Here is an 18,265-nt window from a genome sequence, read left to right as displayed (position 1 = left end):
CAACAGATAAAAAGAGAAACTGCAGAAAAATTAAGTGTTTAAGTATCGTATGTTTTTTTTCCACTAAATTTGAGACTTGAGGGGTTTGGGTTCTCTCCAATCCTTCGGGGATTGTGATTTACTGAAACTCTCCCTTCTTTTACCTTCTCTGGAAAAACTCCATCTTTGGGATGAAGAAACTCAATATTTCCACCAGGAAATATCCTGTATATTTTGAAGTCCTCAATTCTTGGTTTGAAATTTCTTAGCTGAGTACCCAAAGCTAGACACTGCTCTTTACGGGCGAAATACATTAAATTCTCACCCTCGTTCATAATTGCAGCTCCGCCAGTCGGTAATTCAAAAGGTTGGTCTTTTTTACTTGACCATGTAATTGCATATTTTTCCTCTGTCTCTGCAGCATTTAAAAGACCACCAGTACTTCCGATGTTTTGGGGGAATTTCCCTTGGAGAATCTCAGACATAATTTTTGAAATGCGACTTCATCATTTATTACGTTGAAAGTAGCACTTGAATTTGTGACTTTTGACACTCAAGGGCAATAACCTTCACATGAGTCAACATTATTTATCCTAATCTACTTTGCCTCTGCAACCGGGAAAAAAATAATTAATCCCCTTTCCCTCCGATGAGTAAGTCTTCCTCCTAGGCTTGCTAAGAATCTTTGTGTTGCTGCTTGACTAAGTTGCAAGCTTCCAGTTACTGGATTCCAACTTAAAACATTCCCGAATTGAGCTTTTTGTTCGTCCTCAAAATCATTATTACTGAATTCATTTTGGCTATTGCTAAAAATTTGTAGTTTTAACCTTTGACCAGCAGGATTCAACTCCAAAACAAGAGTGCTCCCAGCTTGCAGTCCTCGTGTGTTTCTATCAATTAATCCTCCTAACATCAATTCAAGTTGCTCTGGATCGCTTAGAACTTGAGGAAGATCCTTAGCTATTATTAGTTTCAAAAGTAATCCTCGTCTATCAAGTTGCTGTTGCCACACTGGAAACATAGTTTCTAGCATGTTTCCCAAATCAGTTCTTGCTAATCCTGACTTACTTGACTGTTTTCTCTCAAATTCTGCAGCTTTAAAAATTAAACCAAATCTATCAATTTGTTCAGTGCATTCTGAATCAATTTGCCGTAGTCTTTTATTCACTGTCTCTGTAATATCATTTCTTTTGAGCAAGGAGCGAATTAAAGTCCTTATTGTTGCTAATGGAGTCCTAACCTCATGAGTTATCGCCTCCAGTAAAGATATTTGTATATTTCTTTCATCAAAAGAATCACTATTTTTAGCAACAGTGTTATGAGTCTGAATATTTAACGATGTGGAAAATCCAGCAAGCTTTTCTGATAATAATGGCCAAAAAATATTAGCAATATCGATAGTTTGGAAATTATTTTCATAAAAATATTTTATGGAATTCTGAAGTTTCTCAGATTCTGATATCTCTTGAAAGTTAAGTCTTTCTTGAATCATCAACAATACATCCTTTATTGATTCTTTATCACTTCGCATCAATAAGGTACGCTCTCCAGCCCTTCCATGCAGCGAAAGGGCGATTTGAATTTCTGAGGTAAGAATAATCAGAAGAGGATCATTACCATCCTCGGGGTAAAGAGGTAATCTATGAAATTCTTTTAATTCACTGTTTTCAATTGATCTTGCTTTTGAAGGGGGAAGTAAACCTGCCTTTGGAAGTTTTAGATTTTCTAATCCCTCAGGTGCCCAGACCCAGCCCCTCAAAGCATTAAGAATGTAAGGTTCATATAAAGCGGGTAGTGGGGAAGATAACCAAATGCCCCCTGAGAGATTTTGATTCAGCAAAATTTCATCTTGCAAGGTATCTAATGCAGCCCACCAAAGTTTCCTAGCAGTAGTCTCACTAACTCTTCCCAGAGGAACCCCTTTAGCCAATCGATTTTGAATGGAATTGATAGTGATGAAATTTTTCACAAATTCTTACTCAGAGACTTACTTCTTTTGGAAACTGAAATACATAATCCAATAGAAATAAAATTAACCATTAGAGCAGTTCTTCCATAACTTAAAAAAGGTAAGGGAATTCCTGTTACGGGACCAAGTCCAATCGTCATGAATATATTCACAATAACTTGGAATATAAACATGGATGCTATCCCAATTACAACAAGAGATTCAAAGTCAGTGCGAGCTTTTTGAGCAAGTTTAATTAATCTGATTATCAAGAAAAAAAACGCGCATACAACACAAACAGAACCTAAAAAGCCAGTTTCTTCTCCTAAAGCACTAAAAATAAAATCAGTGTGTTGTTCTGGTATGAAATTCAATTTTGTAAGTTGCCCGTTCAATAAACCCGTTCCAAAAAGTCCACCAGAGCCAATACCAATTGTGCTTTGTATTAAATGATAGCCACCCCCAAATGGATCTTGACCTGGATTAATAAAGAGCGTCAGTCTTTGTCTTTGATAGTCCTGAAGAACATTTAGCCAAAGCCAGGGAGTGAGGAAAGCTATTGCAATTTGTGATGCAATAACACCTAGGCTTATTATTTTTGTCTTTTTCCAAGGCAATGATTTATGTGAAACATAGCCCAAAAAAGGAATCCATACTAATAAAAACCATTTAAAAATACCTGCAAAAATTGCTGTAATAACACAAGAAATAACTATAAAAGCCCATTCAAATGGCATTCCAGCCCAATAGAGCATTGCAAATAATATAGCTCCAAATACCAAAGAAGTTCCCAAGTCAGGCTGAAGAAAAATTAAATACCATGGGACTAAAATTAAACTCAAAGGTTTAACAATTTGACTTGGAGTTGTAATGCTATTAGCTGACAATATTTCAGCTAAAATAAAGATTGAAGATAGCTTTGCGATTTCTGAAGGTTGAATGTTTAGTCCAGCAAAAGTGAGCCATCGCTGCGCTCCAAAAGCAGTTGTACCAAACAACAGAACTGAAATCAAACTAACAACTGTAAAGATATAAATTGGAATCAAGTAATTTCTAATTCTTTCAAGTGGAGATTGTGCAATGAATAGTGCACAAAAAAGTCCAATTAAACCTGTTGAAGCATGAGATACCCAAGAAGCATCAGTTAAATTTCTTTGAGTACTTGCAATCAAACAAGAACCCAATATTACTAAAAGGCTAGGGATAATCCAAAGTACTAAATCTAAATCTTTTAGTTTTTTTAATTTTCTGTTATGACTAGAAAAAAAGTCTTTTCTTCTGAGTAAATTATTCATTCAAATTATTAATTAGAATTCAATGCATAATTGATAACTTTATTCGCAAGCTCTATGAAAACATTTGCTGTTAGGGATTTAGGGGCAATTTTAACAATTGGCATCGATTTATTTTCCTGTGTTTGAGTTGTTATTTCAAGAGGAATTTGAGCAAGCAAAGGAACATTATTTTCATTTGCAAGTTGTGCTCCTCCTCCACATCCGAACAATTCATACTTTTTATCGGGTTGATCAGGAGGAGTGAAATAAGTCATATTTTCTACAACACCCAAAACAGGTACATTCATTTTTTTAAACATAGCTAACCCTCGACGAGAATCCTGGAGAGATACCTTTTGTGGTGTAGTAACAATTATGACTCCTGTCATTGGCACGGCTTGCGCTAAAGAAAGTTGTGCATCGCCAGTTCCTGGGGGAAGATCAACGACTAAAAAATCTTTTTGTCCCCAATTTGTTTGATAAAGAAACTGTCTAATAATCCCATTTAACATGGGCCCACGCCATATCACTGGTTGATCTTCATCAATCAAAAGTCCCATCGAAACCATTGATATTCCATAACTTTCTAATGGGGATATTTTTTGCTCAGCACCTTCACCTGAAACATCTGGCGAGATATTTTCCAGTCCAAGCATAGTCGGAGTGTTAGGGCCATATATGTCCGCGTCGAGCAATCCAACACTAAAACCCTTGCTTGCAAGGGAGCATGCAAGATTGACTGCCACAGTGCTCTTACCTACTCCACCTTTACCACTACTAACCGCAATGATTTTTCGTACACCCTGCACGGACTGGAGAGAATTGACATCACCATGACCGGCCTGTCCTATTGGAGCACTCTCATTGGTTTTATTTGCCAATTCAATTTGAACATCTTCAATATCATCAAAATCATTCACTAACCCTCTAAGTTGACTTGCAATTCTCTCTCTTTGTTTTTGAGCATAATCTGGGAGACTTAATCGAACAATTACCCTTGGCGGGCTAACTCGTACCTCTCCAAGCCATCCAAGTTCAAGAATTGATTTATCGCTAGATAAATCCTTAATGGCATTGAGGCTATTGATTACATCGTCTTTATTAGTCATAGTTATCAAAAGTTGGTCAAGATTCTAAGCAAGGAATGCATTGAGATAGCCTTATGGAAGTAATTATTCCATTTTGTCTAAAATAGCTGAAGGGATTGCAGCACCCCCAAAAAACTCAAGAGAAAGAGCCAAAGCTTTGGTTATCTCTCTTCAAGATGAAATTTGCTCTGGATTGGAAGCAATTGATGGTGAGGGCAGATTTGTGGAAGAGAGCTGGGATAGACCAGAGGGTGGTGGAGGTAAATCGAGAGTTATGCAAGCGGGAAAAATATTTGAACAAGGAGGTGTTAATTTCTCTGAAGTCCATGGAAGTGAATTACCCCCTTCGATTCTCAATCAAAGACCTGAAGCTAAGGGACATTCTTGGTTTGCCACAGGCACATCTATGGTTTTGCATCCGCGAAACCCATATTTGCCGACAGTGCACCTCAATTATCGTTACTTCGAGGCTGGTCCTGTCTGGTGGTTTGGTGGAGGAGCAGATTTAACTCCTTATTACCCATATTTAAAAGATGCAATTCACTTCCACAAAACTCATCAGAATGCCTGTAATTCCATTGATCCCTCTCTTCATTTAGTACTAAAACCTTGGTGCGATGAATACTTTTTCTTAAAACATCGAAATGAAACAAGAGGTATTGGAGGTATTTTTTATGATTATCAAGATGGCTCTGGAACAATTTATAAAGGACAGAATCCAGAGGGAATAGCTGCAAAAAAATCAAATGAGATTGGAAAAGTTAATCTATCTTGGGAAAACTTATTTTCACTAGCAGAAGTTTGCGGCAAATCATTTTTACCAGCTTATCAACCAATCATAGAAAAAAGAAAAAATAATACTTATGGCGAAAATGAGAGAAACTTTCAACTCTATAGAAGAGGAAGATACGTAGAGTTTAATTTAGTTTGGGACAGAGGCACAATTTTCGGATTACAAACAAATGGAAGAACCGAATCAATATTAATGTCACTACCTCCTCTTGCTAAATGGCAATATGGTTTCAAACCTCCAGAAAATTCAAGGGAAGAGTTACTTACACAGGTATTTACAAAACCTCAAGATTGGCTTAAAAATAAATCGCTGGAAGAAAAGTGTTATCCTTATGGGGCAGTGGATTAAATTCATCAGATCTATTTAATGTCCTTAAAAAAGAATAAATAAATCTTCTAGATATAATATTTAATGTCATATTTCTTGTTTCTGGATCCCTAAGATTATTCTCCAAGATTCCTTCGAGTTTACCAATTTCTAAAACTCTAATTCCTCTTTTTGGAGCACCTAACCCCCCCCTGTATAAAACGGGAAATCGACCAAAAGAAATTCCTAATTGTTCATCAATTTCATTTTTTAAAGAAGTTATTGGAGGGATAATACCAGACCCAATTCCATACATTCCATAAGCATCAAAATGTATTTCAATCACATACCAACCAAGAGAGGAATAAATTTCTCCTACCGACCAATTACTGTCTGGATGATTGGGGTTTACTATATTTCTATGTTGAGGAATATATGAGGAAATATTTAGACCCTTTCTTTTCCCAAGGCTTACAATTCTCTCCAATACTTTTAAATTCCAAAAAAGTTCATCAGAAATATCTAAGTTCATAGGATTAGAACCAAATAAACCAACTGCCTCTCCAGAAGTCCCTCTACCTTGACTATTCTGAGAATCAGCATGACCAGCCAAAATTAAAATTGGCAAATTTCTATAAACACTTTTTTGACCAAGCCACTTTGCATCAAGATTTACTTTAGGTCCAGTTAAGGAATGAAAGTCCTGAAGATATTCATAACCAAAAAGTAGTTTCGTTTCAGAAATTATTCTTATAAAAACAACAAAACTAGCAATCAATATTACATATAAATATATAAATTTGATATTCATTACTATCAAATAGGAGAGGATAATAATTTCCCATCACTCTTTAATTTCAAACTTTCAGAAAGATCTAATTCCATTGCTATTAACTCATCACGATGTGCTCTCAGCCTCAAGACACTTCCTGAGGCTTCACTAAAACTTACTAAACGTAGTTCTAATTGTTCCATTCGACTTGATTTAGCTTTATAAAGGATTCCCGCCAAGGGCCCACAAACAACTGAAAGTAAAAAAGGCCAGAAACCAAGCTTTGGATATATTTGAGAGAGAACTAAACCTAGGCATGAAGCACCCAATCCCCCCAAAATTGATAAGAAAAGTGCTAGCGAGTTGCTTGAGGATACACTCCCATTAAATCTAAGAACCTGTCTATCAGCGTCACCACCATTACTTTGCCAACCTCTATCCTCTAACCAGATAGTAATTCCTTTTAAAACTTGCAAAGGAGGCATTGGGGAGGTGACATCAACAATTGTTGTTCTATCTTTACTAGCAGCCCTGAGAAAAAACACCAACCCAATGGCCAGCAAAATAGTCAAAACTAAAACTGAAGGATAAGTATATTTCATCTCAATGAAATTTTTCATAATTCTAATTGATGAAGAAGTGGAAATAATCTTGTTATGAAATTTTTTATTATCCACAACCATTGATCAATTTCATAAAAGTTGCGGATGATAAAATTTAAAGATTATTTATTTAAATTCAAATTACAAATCAGAAGATACTATGAAAGAAACATCTATCAACCCTAAAACATTTGTCATTTTAGACAAAGACCTTGATGAAACAATATTTTTAAAACTTATAGGAAAATCAGAGTTAGCCATAGATACAGAAGCTATGGGTTTAATCCATGGCAGAGATCGTCTTTGTCTAGTACAAATTTGTGATCCAGATGATAATGTTATATGCATTAAAATTGAGTTGGGACAGAAATCTGCACCTCTCCTTAAAAAATTACTTGAAGAGAAAAAAATATTGAAGATATTTCATTTTGCTCGTTTTGATGTAGCAGCATTATTGGTTAATTTAGGTATAAAAACCAATCCTATTTTTTGTACAAAAATTGCAAGTAAACTTGCCAGGACTTATAGTCCCAAGCATGGGTTAAAAGAGGTCATATTTGAATTGTTAGGAATCGAATTAGATAAGCAAGCACAAAGTAGCGATTGGGGGAACACAAATAAACTATCTAAGAAACAATTAATTTATGCCGCTAATGATGTTAGATATCTAATAGCTGCGAAACAAAAACTTAAGGATATGCTTGTTAGAGAGGGCCGGTGGGAAATAGCGAATGACTGCTTTAATTGTATACAAACAATTTCTGATTTAGATATTAATAGATTTAATCATATCTTCGAACACTGATCAAAATAGAAAATCAATCTTCTGTCATAAAATTCTCCTCTTCTGCTAAAGCTTTTAATAAATCATCTAATTGACTTGTCGACTTACCATTTTTGTTAACATCGTCTAGGAGTTTTTGCGCTGCCGAAATATGCTCATCAACTCCTTTCTTTCCTCTTTTTGCAAGCACTAACTCTACTTTTCTCCTCGCTGAGGCTAAACTTATGCTTTCACATGATGCTATTTGAGCACAAATCTTCATATAGGCGTGATCATTAATTTTAGGCATTTCCAATAAACACTTTAACCAGTGGGAGAGTTTTTCAGACTCTAAATGAATTCCTAGGATTTATTTACAATCTCATCAATCAAAGACGCAATCCTATAACTAGCTCCAGGCAATCCCATTCTTCGTTGCCCTTGTAAAGCCAATTTATGTCGTTGGGATTTATGCAAAAGAAAGTATTCGACTTTTTTAGCCAAAATCTCAGGACATGAGCACGGGACTGCAGCCCCCCCCAGCAATCTACTTTGCCTATGCGCAAAGTCAAAAGTAAATTGAGGCCCACTCCCGGGTAACGAAAAACAAGGAATTCCCAGTCCAACTAATTGTTCAGTTGCAGTTCCTGCATTAGCAAGACCGATTTCTCCCCAAGTAGCCCATTTGTGGAACGCACCCACTCCAATAAAAAAAATTTTCGAACCGCTCTTCCAACAACTTTTGGCGTCAAAATTTGCATTAGAAACATTTGACTCTACATACCCATTCCGTTTCAAAAACACCTCAAGCAAGTGCATTGAAATTCCAGGACTTATTGGCACAAAAAAAATCATAGGGTCGTCGCTATCGATTCTTTCTGCAGCATTTACTAAACGTTTGAAATTGATATAAGCTTCAGGCATACGACTACCACACAGTAATATCAATCTCCTAGATTTAATAAATCGATCAGGACAGGGCTCTCTGTTAAAGCCATCCATCATTGGATTACCTAAAAAACAAGCATTGACTCCAAGCCTTTTAAGAGATCTTGCGGATAATTTATCTCTAACGGCTACCAAACGGCATAATGAAGAACGCATCAATAGGCACTCCCAAGGTTCCCATTCAGTTCCTTTCAAACGATGATAGGCATCATGAAGTAATCGTCTATTAGGAAATTGTGTTGTCCATGTGTAATCACTTTTTGGTGCTCCAAAAAAAACAAATGGAACACCACTTGACCAAGCAAAAAATAATGGGAGAAGATCTCCAACCGCAACAATTAATTTTTTATTCCTAGCTGCTTTACGCAGAACTAACCAATTCAACCAAGTTTGGCTTATAACTCCTGCGAACAAATCGGCAATTAATCCTCTGAGGCTTTGATTACTAAAACCACCACTTGGAAGAGTTTTATGAACACCGACCTTGATTAGCCAATTTTCCTTAGTCGCTCTATTAAAGGCATTTCCACTCCCAACAAGTGGCAGAACGTCAAAGACTGATTCAGGATAAATCTCATGAAATTCTTCCAACACTCTCATTGCAATCAAATCCTCACCATGTCCATTAGACAAAAAAAGAATTTCTGGACCTATCGAACTGATACGATCAATGAATAACGGTAGATCAGTTTCTACGGCGGCATGGCCAAGTGGTAAGGCAGAGGATTGCAAATCCTTTATCCCCAGTTCGAATCTGGGTGCCGCCTTCTTAAAAAAACGTTTAATTTTCTTTGCAAACCGTTCTAGGGCGAAAGACCAAGAGTAGCGAGTTGCAAGTCTCAAGCGTTCAAATCGGAAGGGTAGCGGTAGGCTAGTCAGTCTTTATCTGACTTATCCCATTATCGCAATTATTCCCTGCTAAGACTTTTTTTTAGGTAAACGCAATATCAAGATAAGTGTAGGCAAATCTATTCTTTAACCATTCAATCATTAATAGCTGAATATCTTCAGAACGAAAATAAAAAAGGCGCCCTCATCGAGCAGCGCCTATTGGACAAAACTTGTGTGAGGAGTGTCCATATATTTTATAGTTCAATTATGGCCATCACGTCACTGAGCAAAATCACTCACCTCAGTTGAGCTGAGAATGGCTTTCTTGAATAAGGCTTCCTTTATCCTGATGGAAATTAAATATTATCAAGAAAAAATATTGCTTTTTGCTAGTAAATTTGATTTAAAGTAAAATGATTAATGATTTTCTTAATAAGTTTTCGTGTCAGAAACCATTGAATTTAGTGGCTTTTTTAGGCTTCTTAATGAAATAAAAGAAGAAAAAGTAGAGCAAGACTCTATATTCGAGGAGAAATTATCTCAATTCAATAATGGTAATGAAGCAAAAAATTTTTTAGATGAGCTTGGGCAAAAGTTTATCAATATAGGCTTGAATAAACTTTTTGAATATACTGGCAACAAAAATCTTAAGGAGATTAGCCTAATTGAGAAAGAGCAATGGGATAACCTAGCAATTGAAAAAGAAGATAAATTACCTCAGTACCTAGCCAATAATATGATCACATATGCTAAAGATAATGATCTAGTTAAAACATTGTCAAATAAATGGAATGTGAATCCAAGGGAAATAAATAAACATTTGCGGCCAATGTCTCAATACATTACCGAGGGAATTATTGATTTCCTTGAGTAGTTTGTGAAATGATTACCTATTGTTAATTAATATTCAATAATCGTTGTCTGCCACGCAAATACCCATGCATCTAATTCCATTAGAGGCAGTTCTCTTACAATGAACACACAAGATTTTATTTTTAATATTTGATTGCTCATTGGTTGAAACAAGCAACGTATCCTGATCTTTCATAATTAATTACCTTTAAATAAAATAAAAAACGAAATTATTGATCTGGGCTGACAACTACAGGCATACCACTTTGAGATGATGACGGTAAATCAATAATTTTCTTTGGTATCGAACTCTTAGTTTGTTTCTCATTGACCATATCTTTTTCTATTTCCTTTTCATCTTTCGCACAAGCCTCTAAAGCTTCACGTAACAAGGAATCAAAAGTCGCCCCTGGCAATCTATGTCTTGCTACCTCGAGAAAAGTCAACGGCAATGATTCAGAGGCAGCATCTTTAAGGGCAGGATTATTTCTTCTGTGCTCTTGTTCGTCCTGAATTGCACTAATAAACCTTTGAGTTACCTCATGCTTTGTTGTTGCCTTGATAAGTGTATCGTTATCTCTATTTCCGTTACCGGCTTCTTGCTGAAGATCATTAATTCGTCTTTCTAGGCTGGATAAAACCTCTTCAACCTCTTTTGAGATGTGTGCAAGTTGTCCGTCAGAAAGATTGGGTAATTCAGCTACATAAACCTTTCCATGATCCCGTAATGTAAGAAAAGTAGGTCTAGGCCCTTGTCTCATCTGATCCATATCACCACCACCTAATGGCCTTCTAGGTGGTGTTGGGCCTGCAGAACTTCTCCTGCGGGTTAGCCGCTGTTGGTTTTCAAAAGGCATCGAAATAAATAAGATCTAACTTCGCAGCGTCCGAAAATTTATTCGGTTTGCTTTTGGGTTAATTTTAATATATTGATTGAATAATAAATGAATTTTTTGAATCTTGACTCACTCCGATGCAAAAATACAGATTCCCTAGTCTTCTAAGACTCAATATGCAGGAAGTCCAAGTAATTGACTTTGCTCTCCAGAGGATTGCTCAATATGTCCTATTTGCCAAGATTTGTAATTAAGTTTTTGACAAGTTTTAATTACAGAGTCAACAGCATCTCTTGGGACAATCAAACAAAAACCAATACCTAAATTGAATGTGTTCCATAAATCTTTTTCTGGTATTTTTCCTTCAATTTCAAGCCATTTAAAAACTGAAGGAATTTCCCATGCATTTGGATCAACCTCAGCAAGTACACCCTTGTGCAAACATCTTGGGAGATTTTCTGGAAGCCCACCCCCTGTAATATGAGACATCCCATTGATGGGGATACCTGTGCCTAATAATTGATCAACAACATCAGCATAGATAAAAGTAGGCCTTAAAAAGTCATCAATCAGATTTTTTTCATCATGATTTAGAAAAATTTCTTCAGGATTATTTTGAATAGATAAAACTTCTCGAACTAAACTAAATCCATTGCTATGGACTCCATTACTCTCAATACCAACAATACAATCTCCAGGTTTTATGCCAGAGCCATCAATTAATTTGGATTCCTCAACCACTGCAACACAAAAGCCTGCAAGATCATATTTTTCTTTTCCATAAAATCCGGGCATCTCAGCTGTTTCTCCTCCTAAAAGTGAGCAGTTTGATCTTTTACAGCCATCCGCAATACCAGAAACCACTTCAACTAAAGAAGCTGGTGACAATAAACCTGTTGCTATGTAATCAAGAAAAAATAACGGTTTTGCGCCACTAGTAATTACGTCATTGACACACATAGCCACAAGATCAATCCCAACACCGTGATGATGCTGATATTTCTGCGCCAACTCTAGTTTTGTACCAACACCATCAGTTCCTGCAACCAATATTGGGCTTTTATAGCCTTCCGGTATTTTAATAAAACCACCAAAACCTCCTATGCCTCCAATTACATCCCTTTGATGAGTTCCCTCGACTGTCGATTTTATTTGTTTGACAAAATCTCTCCCAGCTTCAACATCAACTCCTGAGGTTTTGTAATCCATTGCTTTAAACATCCAATAAATTCGATTCTTAAAACATTCGAAAATGAAGAGTTTTAAGCCAATATATAAATAAGCATATTTGTTTTCGAGAAAATCTCTACAGAAAAACCACTTATAAAATTTGTTTTGCAAACATGATCGATCAACCAATTTTAAAATCAAAATTAAATCTAGATTTATGGATTCAAGAGCAGAAATTTCCCATACATTTTGTTCCCACCATGGGAGCATTACATTCTGGACATAAAAGACTTATTGAAGCTGCGGCAACAATAGATAAATCAGGATCTTGCGTCGTGCTAGTGAGTATTTTTATAAATCCGTTGCAATTTAAAGAGGATGAGGACTTTAATCAATACCCTCGTGATTTGAGGAAAGATGCTCAAATTGCGTTCGAGTGTGGGGCTAATGCAATTTGGGCTCCTGCCTGTGAAGATGTTTTCCCTGATAGTAATAAAGCAAATTTTAAGATTAAAGCGCCACTGGATTTAAAATTTCAGTTGTGTGGGGCTTTCAGACCAAATCATTTTGATGGGGTTGCAACAGTTGTGACGCGCTTTTTAAAAATTATAAAACCGGACTTACTTGTCCTTGGTGAGAAAGATTGGCAACAATTAGTCATCATCAAAAGATTAATTAAAGATTTTAATTTTCATGTTAAAGTCCTGAATGTTCCAACTATTAGGGAAGAAGATGGTCTTGCATGTAGTTCAAGAAATAACTATCTAAGTAAATCAGAACGATCAAAAGCATTACTTTTAAATAGAGAACTTAAAAAAGCAAAGAATATTTTTAATAAGAGCAAAAAATTAGAACTTAAATTAATAAAAAAAGTTCTTGAGGATAATGACATAATAGTTGAGTATCTTGAAATTGTAAATCCTGAATCGCTTCAGCCAGTTGATAAAAAAACAAACATTTGTTTACTCGCAGCAGCAATTCGTATAGGTAAAACTCGTCTAATTGACCACACATTTCTTATGAATCGTTCTCCAATAGTAGCTATTGATGGGCCAGCCGGTGCAGGGAAAAGCACGGTAACAAAAACATTTGCGAAAAAAATGAACCTAATGTATCTCGATACAGGAGCAATGTATCGAGCGGTTACATGGCTTATTCAAAAAAATCAAATAGACCCAAATGATGAAAAAAATATATCGTCTTTACTTAAGATGATGAATCTCGAAATAATTACAACAAAAAACGATTCTCAGAAAATTTTTATCAATGAAATAGAAATAACCGAGGCAATTAGATCACCGGAAGTAACAAATGATGTATCAATTGTCGCCTCAAAAGGATGTGTAAGAGATGCTTTAACTTTACAGCAAAAAAAGTTTGGTGCTAGAGGAGGCCTGGTCGCAGAGGGCAGAGACATAGGAACAAGTGTTTTCCCAGACGCAGATATTAAAATCTTCCTAACTGCCTCTGCTAAAGAGAGAGCTATAAGAAGAGCAAAAGATCTTGCTGATAAAGGATTTAAAGTCCCTGAAATAACTTCTTTAGAGAAACAAATAGAATCACGAGATCATCTAGATCAAACTAGAGAATTATCACCTTTGAAGAAAGCAGCAGATGCCATAGAAATATGCACAGATGGACTAAATATAGAGGAAGTTGTCAATAAAATTTCAATTATATTTAGAGAGAAAGTTTCAGAAGAATTATGGCCTTAAAATGTGTTTACTCTATTGATAAAATAAGTTCCTCTACTGCATCCTCAATTAGGTCAAGTACTTCATCAAAACCATTTTCACCCCCATAATATGGATCAGGAACCTCAAGCAGTTGACTATTTTTAGAGTAACTTAGTAGAGGAATTATTTCTGAGATTCCATTTTCACCAACCTCCTCTAAAAGTGACTTTACATCTTTTAAGTTTGAATTATCCATAGTCAAAATCAAATCAAATATCTGAAAATCTTGTAAGTTTATTTGTCTAGCAATGCTTTTTATTTCTATACCTCTTTTATTAGCGGCTTCTCGCATTCTTGAATCAGCTTTATTCCCTATATGCCATCCTCCTGTCCCAGCAGAATCAACCCTAAATCTACCCTCTAATTTTTTTTCTTTCAACTTTTGTAAAAAAACAGCCTCTGCTGCAGGAGACCTACATATATTACCAAGACAAACAAACAATATACTTTTAACCATTTTTTCTTAAATAAGAATCTCAATTATAATATATTTAATTGGATTCTGTTAAATATAATTAAAAATTGAATGCTAAGAATAATGAACTTTACTAATTACTGAAAAGTACTTTTCTTATGTAGTCTTCTGTCCATTCCTGCCCAAAGAACTGACAAAGCATTTTTCTTGCGGGGTCCTTTTCAGTCCTGTAATCCATATAAGCTTGTTGGCCAATCTTAAGAGCCATTGATCTATCTTTAGTAACTAAATTAGCATTAGATAATAATTCAATATACAATTTAAGATATTCACAAAAAGCAGGTTTAATTATATTTCCTATGATTTGATCACTTCTATCAGTAAGAGATAATTTAGTCCAAAGAAAACCTGGCGAAAAAAATCTTTTTGCATCCTTTGGAATCTCCCCGCCATAAGGTAATTTAGCTTGCCATTTTTGATGCAAAGGAATAAGTTTTTTCCAAACTTTTCTTGTATGCAAATCATCTTTTTGAAGGGCTGGTTGCAAGTCCAAAGCAATAAGATGATAAGCAGGTAAGGTTACAAAATCTGCCCCAAAAAATGGTAAATCAAAATTAGAATTAGGTACAATAATAAAGTTTAACACTGATATATTATCAACATGTAAACATGCTGCTCTGGCATATTTTATTTTATCAGTTTTACATCCCCAAGTTTTTAAGAGACCATTTTTACGATTATTATTTCCTCCAAGAGAAATATCTTTTTGTAAAAATTTCTTAGGGAATAAATATGGTTCTAGAGGAAAACTGGCCAATTGAATTTCCAATTCATCAAAAAATGGTTGCCATCTCCAATTTGATATTTCTGGTTTGTTTAGACTATTTTCATACATAATTCTTATCTTAAAGCAAATATATATTTAGGCTTAAAATCAAGATAGTGGAAACAAAAATTCTTTAAGAAATTTATCAGACCATTCCTTCCCAAAGAAACTTGAGAATAAACCATGGGCGGGATCTCTTTCAGCACTATATTTATCATACTCAATTTGTAAATTTTTTACAATTTGAGAATCAATTAAATTAGGTAAATTATTTTTTTGAATTTTCCAATACGAATTTAAAAAAGAATTAAAAATTTCAGGCAATAAATCATTGAATTCATTTGATTTACTCTTACAAAAAATCACCCAAGGAGAGAAATATTTATTGGGATCATACTTACTCATCTTAGAATGATTATTAAACCCAGAAAAAGTATTATTCAATTTTTTTAATTCAGCATAATGGCGTTCAAAATATTTTTTTTCTTGTAACAGAGGTTGAAAATCCATTACTGAAACCAATTTTTTTCTCCCTCCAAACCACAGGAGATCAACACCCAAGATTGGCTGATCTTTAGTAAATTCAGGATATGCGACAGAATTTAGAACTTGTAATTTTTCTCCGGCATCCAATCGAGTAATTCTCCATCTACGGAATCCGGGAACATCCCAAAGCCAATTTCTAATAACAGAACCATTATTTAGAGAATATTCTTTAAAATCCTTGGATAAATCAATCTTAATGCCATCATGAGAAATGATGTTTGCATGCAAATTATCCAACAGAGCATCAAACATGAAATTTTCCCTTTAAATGCTCATACTCATACTCGGTGATATTTTATACAAAATAAATGATATAGATAAGTTAAGTAAAGTTAATTCAAAAAATTAATAGGATTCAGAGATTATTCTGTACTACCTCTCCGAACTTTTTTGGTTATATAATTAAATAAAACCTTGCCAATAGCAGATATCAAATTCCCCTCTAATTCTTTAAACATATCCATATTGTATTTGAATGCCATATTGGCTTCTTCAACTATTAAGTCAATCATTTCTTGATTCATCTCCAAAGAATCAAGCTCTTTACGATAAAAATCTTTAAACGCCTTTTCATCTTTTATATCATCGAAAATATAAAATTGAAGCCCATCATCTGAATTGAGATTCATAGCTTTTTGTGTAATTTTCTTTAACATCTGCCCGCCCGAAAGATCTCCTATGTATCTGCTGTAATGATGTCCAATTAATAACTCAGGAGTTTTGTCAGCAACTTCATTAATTCGATTTACATAGGCTTTCGCAGATGCAGAAATTTCAAGCCCATCACTCCAATTTGGCCCAAAATAAAATGCCAAATCTTTTTCCAGTGAATTTCGTCGATTAAGTTCCTTAAAATTTATTTTTTTTATTATCGGGTGGTCTTGACTGGACAGTCTCTCAATATGATTTTCCATTGCCGAATAAACAAAATATAAATCTTCCAACAATCTTCGATAAGAGTTTTTTTCCACAACTCCTTTTAAGAAACAACTTATAAATCCAGTATTTTCAGCCATTGTGTGGGATTTTTTAGTCCCTTCCCTAAGTTGGATAGCTAGATCTGTAGACATTAGCTTTAATTCATTCACCTGAAACTTACCACTAAGTCATAAGCTCATCTTGTGACTTATTAATCGTGAGAAAGAACTTTATGACTCAATTTACGAAACTCAAGCTCCCAAAACAAGGCGCTGCAATAGCTTTTAAGAATGGAAAGCCCATTGTTCCAGATAATCCCATTGTTCCTTTTATTAGGGGAGACGGAACTGGAATAGATATCTGGCCTGCAACACAAAAAGTAATTGACGCTGCTGTAAAAAAAGCTTATGGCCACTCAAAAAAAATTGAGTGGTTAAAAATTTACGCTGGCGATGAAGCCTGCGATCTTTATGGAACTTATGAATACCTACCAAATGACACAATCGAAGCGATAAAAAAATATGGTATTGCTATAAAAGGTCCTCTCACAACTCCAGTTGGCGGGGGTATCAGATCTCTCAATGTTGCACTAAGGCAAATTTTTGACCTCTATTCCTGTGTGAGGCCATGTCGATATTTTTCTGGCACTCCAAGCCCTCACAAAAACCCAGAAAATCTTGATGTAATCGTCTACAGAGAAAACACTGAGGATATTTATATGGGAATTGAGTGGGAGGATAATGATTCTATTGGGATTGAACTGATAGATCACATCAATTCGAGAGTTATTCCAGCAAGTAAAAAATTAAAGAACAGACAAATTTCCAAAGGTTCAGCAATTGGAATCAAACCAGTGAGTAAAAAAGGAAGCCAAAGACATATAAGACGAGCCATTGAACACGCATTGCGTCTTGAGGGAGACAAAAGACACGTAACGCTTGTTCATAAGGGGAACATAATGAAATTCACTGAAGGAGCATTTAGAGACTGGGGCTACGAACTTGCAACTTCAGAATTTAGAGATTGTTGCATTACGGAAAGAGAGAGTTGGATTATTGAAAATATTGATAAAAATCCAAGTTTAAGTATTGAAGACAATGCAAAAAAAATTGAGCCTGGTTATTCCTGCTTAACCGAAGAGAAAAAACAACAAATATGTTCTGAAGTGAAAGCTGTTATTGAATCGATAAAGGATACCCATGGTTCAAATAAGTGGAAGAAGATGGTCATGATTGACGACCGAATAGCGGATAGCATTTTTCAACAAATTCAAACCCGCCCCCAAGAATATTCAATATTGGCGACACTCAATTTAAATGGTGATTACATTTCTGACGCTGCTGCTGCAATTGTTGGGGGGCTAGGAATGGCACCTGGGGCAAATATTGGCGATAAAGCCGCAATATTTGAAGCAACCCACGGCACAGCCCCAAAACATGCTGGATTAGATCGAATTAACCCGGGATCAGTCATCCTAAGTGGAGTAATGATGTTGGATTTTTTAGGATGGGAAAAAGCGGGCGAGTTAATTACGCATGGATTGAGTCTCTCAATAAAAGACAAGCGAGTAACATATGACTTAGCAAGATTGCTCACCCCACCTGTGGAACCATTGAGCTGCAGCGGTTTTGCAGATGCAATTATTGAAAGATTTTAAAAAAT

At 35.4% G+C, this 18,265-nt stretch carries 20 protein-coding genes and 1 tRNA gene; 6 read left to right on the top strand and 15 right to left on the bottom strand.

The window, feature by feature from the left end; genetic code table 11:
* Positions 1-38 precede the first annotated feature (38 nt).
* From AC6EJA_RS07265 to AC6EJA_RS07250, 4 genes are all read right to left on the bottom strand, one after another.
* Complete coding sequence (locus AC6EJA_RS07265) at positions 39-464, bottom strand: photosystem I reaction center subunit II PsaD (RefSeq protein ID WP_498501996.1); 426 nt, start codon at positions 462-464, stop codon at positions 39-41.
* A gap of 113 nt (positions 465-577) precedes the next feature.
* Complete coding sequence (locus tag AC6EJA_RS07260; protein ID WP_498501995.1) at positions 578-1,948, bottom strand: sensor histidine kinase; 1,371 nt, start codon at positions 1,946-1,948, stop codon at positions 578-580.
* Positions 1,945-3,222, bottom strand: a complete 1,278-nt coding sequence (rodA, locus tag AC6EJA_RS07255; protein WP_498501994.1) for a rod shape-determining protein RodA — start codon at positions 3,220-3,222, stop codon at positions 1,945-1,947. The genes AC6EJA_RS07260 and rodA overlap by 4 nt, the downstream gene beginning before the upstream one ends.
* 8 nt (positions 3,223-3,230) lie before the next feature.
* Positions 3,231-4,310: an Mrp/NBP35 family ATP-binding protein gene (locus tag AC6EJA_RS07250; RefSeq protein WP_498501993.1), complete on the bottom strand. Its 1,080-nt coding sequence runs from the start codon at positions 4,308-4,310 to the stop codon at positions 3,231-3,233.
* 73 nt (positions 4,311-4,383) lie between these two features.
* Between AC6EJA_RS07250 and hemF the strand changes: the two genes are divergently transcribed.
* Entirely contained in the window at positions 4,384-5,430 is a 1,047-nt protein-coding gene (gene hemF, locus AC6EJA_RS07245; protein WP_498501992.1) for an oxygen-dependent coproporphyrinogen oxidase, read from the top strand.
* Here the strand turns inward: hemF and AC6EJA_RS07240 are convergent.
* Positions 5,378-6,199 carry an N-acetylmuramoyl-L-alanine amidase gene (locus tag AC6EJA_RS07240; RefSeq protein ID WP_498501991.1) on the bottom strand — a complete coding sequence of 274 codons (822 nt, stop codon included), beginning with the start codon at positions 6,197-6,199 and terminating at the stop codon, positions 5,378-5,380. The two genes, hemF and AC6EJA_RS07240, sit on opposite strands and share 53 nt — an antisense overlap.
* Positions 6,200-6,204: 5 nt before the next feature.
* On the bottom strand, positions 6,205-6,762 hold the full coding sequence (locus AC6EJA_RS07235; protein ID WP_498503572.1) for a cofactor assembly of complex C subunit B: 558 nt from the start codon (positions 6,760-6,762) through the stop codon (positions 6,205-6,207).
* Positions 6,763-6,922: 160 nt separating this feature from the next.
* Here AC6EJA_RS07235 and AC6EJA_RS07230 point away from each other — a divergent pair, with 160 nt between their 5' ends.
* On the top strand, positions 6,923-7,567 hold the full coding sequence (locus AC6EJA_RS07230) for a ribonuclease D (RefSeq protein ID WP_498501990.1): 645 nt from the start codon (positions 6,923-6,925) through the stop codon (positions 7,565-7,567).
* Positions 7,568-7,580: 13 nt separating this feature from the next.
* On the opposite strand, the gene AC6EJA_RS07225 is transcribed toward AC6EJA_RS07230, so the two are convergent.
* Positions 7,581-7,835 (bottom strand): DUF8658 family protein, encoded by a 255-nt coding sequence (locus AC6EJA_RS07225; protein WP_498501989.1) that lies wholly within the window; start codon positions 7,833-7,835, stop codon positions 7,581-7,583.
* Positions 7,836-7,888: 53 nt separating this feature from the next.
* A complete protein-coding gene (locus AC6EJA_RS07220; RefSeq protein WP_498501988.1) occupies positions 7,889-9,106 on the bottom strand; it encodes a lipid-A-disaccharide synthase-related protein in 1,218 nt (405 codons plus the stop codon).
* 63 nt (positions 9,107-9,169) lie between these two features.
* Here AC6EJA_RS07220 and AC6EJA_RS07215 point away from each other — a divergent pair.
* Positions 9,170-9,240, top strand: a tRNA-Cys gene (locus AC6EJA_RS07215).
* A 506-nt stretch (positions 9,241-9,746) separates the two neighbouring features.
* Positions 9,747-10,178 carry a hypothetical protein gene (locus AC6EJA_RS07210; protein ID WP_498501987.1) on the top strand — a complete coding sequence of 144 codons (432 nt, stop codon included), beginning with the start codon at positions 9,747-9,749 and terminating at the stop codon, positions 10,176-10,178.
* A gap of 33 nt (positions 10,179-10,211) precedes the next feature.
* Here the strand turns inward: AC6EJA_RS07210 and AC6EJA_RS07205 are convergent, their stop codons facing one another.
* From AC6EJA_RS07205 to purM, 3 genes are all read right to left on the bottom strand, one after another.
* A complete protein-coding gene (locus AC6EJA_RS07205) occupies positions 10,212-10,352 on the bottom strand; it encodes a DUF8639 family protein (protein WP_498501986.1) in 141 nt (46 codons plus the stop codon).
* 34 nt (positions 10,353-10,386) lie between these two features.
* A complete protein-coding gene (locus AC6EJA_RS07200) occupies positions 10,387-11,013 on the bottom strand; it encodes a DUF8655 family protein (protein WP_498501985.1) in 627 nt (208 codons plus the stop codon).
* Between the two features lie 150 nt (positions 11,014-11,163).
* The gene (purM, locus tag AC6EJA_RS07195; protein WP_498501984.1) at positions 11,164-12,201 is read right to left on the bottom strand and encodes a phosphoribosylformylglycinamidine cyclo-ligase; all 1,038 of its coding nucleotides are present in this window, start codon (positions 12,199-12,201) and stop codon (positions 11,164-11,166) included.
* A gap of 137 nt (positions 12,202-12,338) precedes the next feature.
* On the opposite strand from purM, the gene AC6EJA_RS07190 reads away from it, so the two are divergent.
* A complete protein-coding gene (locus AC6EJA_RS07190; RefSeq protein WP_498503571.1) occupies positions 12,339-13,877 on the top strand; it encodes a bifunctional pantoate--beta-alanine ligase/(d)CMP kinase in 1,539 nt (512 codons plus the stop codon).
* A gap of 7 nt (positions 13,878-13,884) precedes the next feature.
* On the opposite strand, the gene AC6EJA_RS07185 is transcribed toward AC6EJA_RS07190, so the two are convergent.
* From AC6EJA_RS07185 to AC6EJA_RS07170, 4 genes are all read right to left on the bottom strand, one after another.
* Positions 13,885-14,355, bottom strand: coding sequence for a low molecular weight protein-tyrosine-phosphatase (locus tag AC6EJA_RS07185; RefSeq protein ID WP_498501983.1), 471 nt, complete (start codon positions 14,353-14,355; stop codon positions 13,885-13,887).
* Between the two features lie 91 nt (positions 14,356-14,446).
* Positions 14,447-15,217 (bottom strand): phycoerythrobilin:ferredoxin oxidoreductase, encoded by a 771-nt coding sequence (locus AC6EJA_RS07180; RefSeq protein WP_498503570.1) that lies wholly within the window; start codon positions 15,215-15,217, stop codon positions 14,447-14,449.
* Positions 15,218-15,247: 30 nt separating this feature from the next.
* Positions 15,248-15,937, bottom strand: a complete 690-nt coding sequence (locus tag AC6EJA_RS07175) for a 15,16-dihydrobiliverdin:ferredoxin oxidoreductase (RefSeq protein WP_498501982.1) — start codon at positions 15,935-15,937, stop codon at positions 15,248-15,250.
* A gap of 110 nt (positions 15,938-16,047) precedes the next feature.
* Positions 16,048-16,755: a biliverdin-producing heme oxygenase gene (locus AC6EJA_RS07170; RefSeq protein ID WP_498501981.1), complete on the bottom strand. Its 708-nt coding sequence runs from the start codon at positions 16,753-16,755 to the stop codon at positions 16,048-16,050.
* Positions 16,756-16,835: 80 nt separating this feature from the next.
* Here AC6EJA_RS07170 and AC6EJA_RS07165 point away from each other — a divergent pair, with 80 nt between their 5' ends.
* Positions 16,836-18,260, top strand: a complete 1,425-nt coding sequence (locus AC6EJA_RS07165) for an NADP-dependent isocitrate dehydrogenase (protein ID WP_498501980.1) — start codon at positions 16,836-16,838, stop codon at positions 18,258-18,260.
* Positions 18,261-18,265: the final 5 nt, after the last annotated feature.

Source organism: Prochlorococcus sp. MIT2309 (assembly GCF_059772305.1).
The sequence above is the reverse complement of the archived record's forward strand: the minus strand, read 5'-3'. Positions and strand labels throughout refer to the sequence as shown.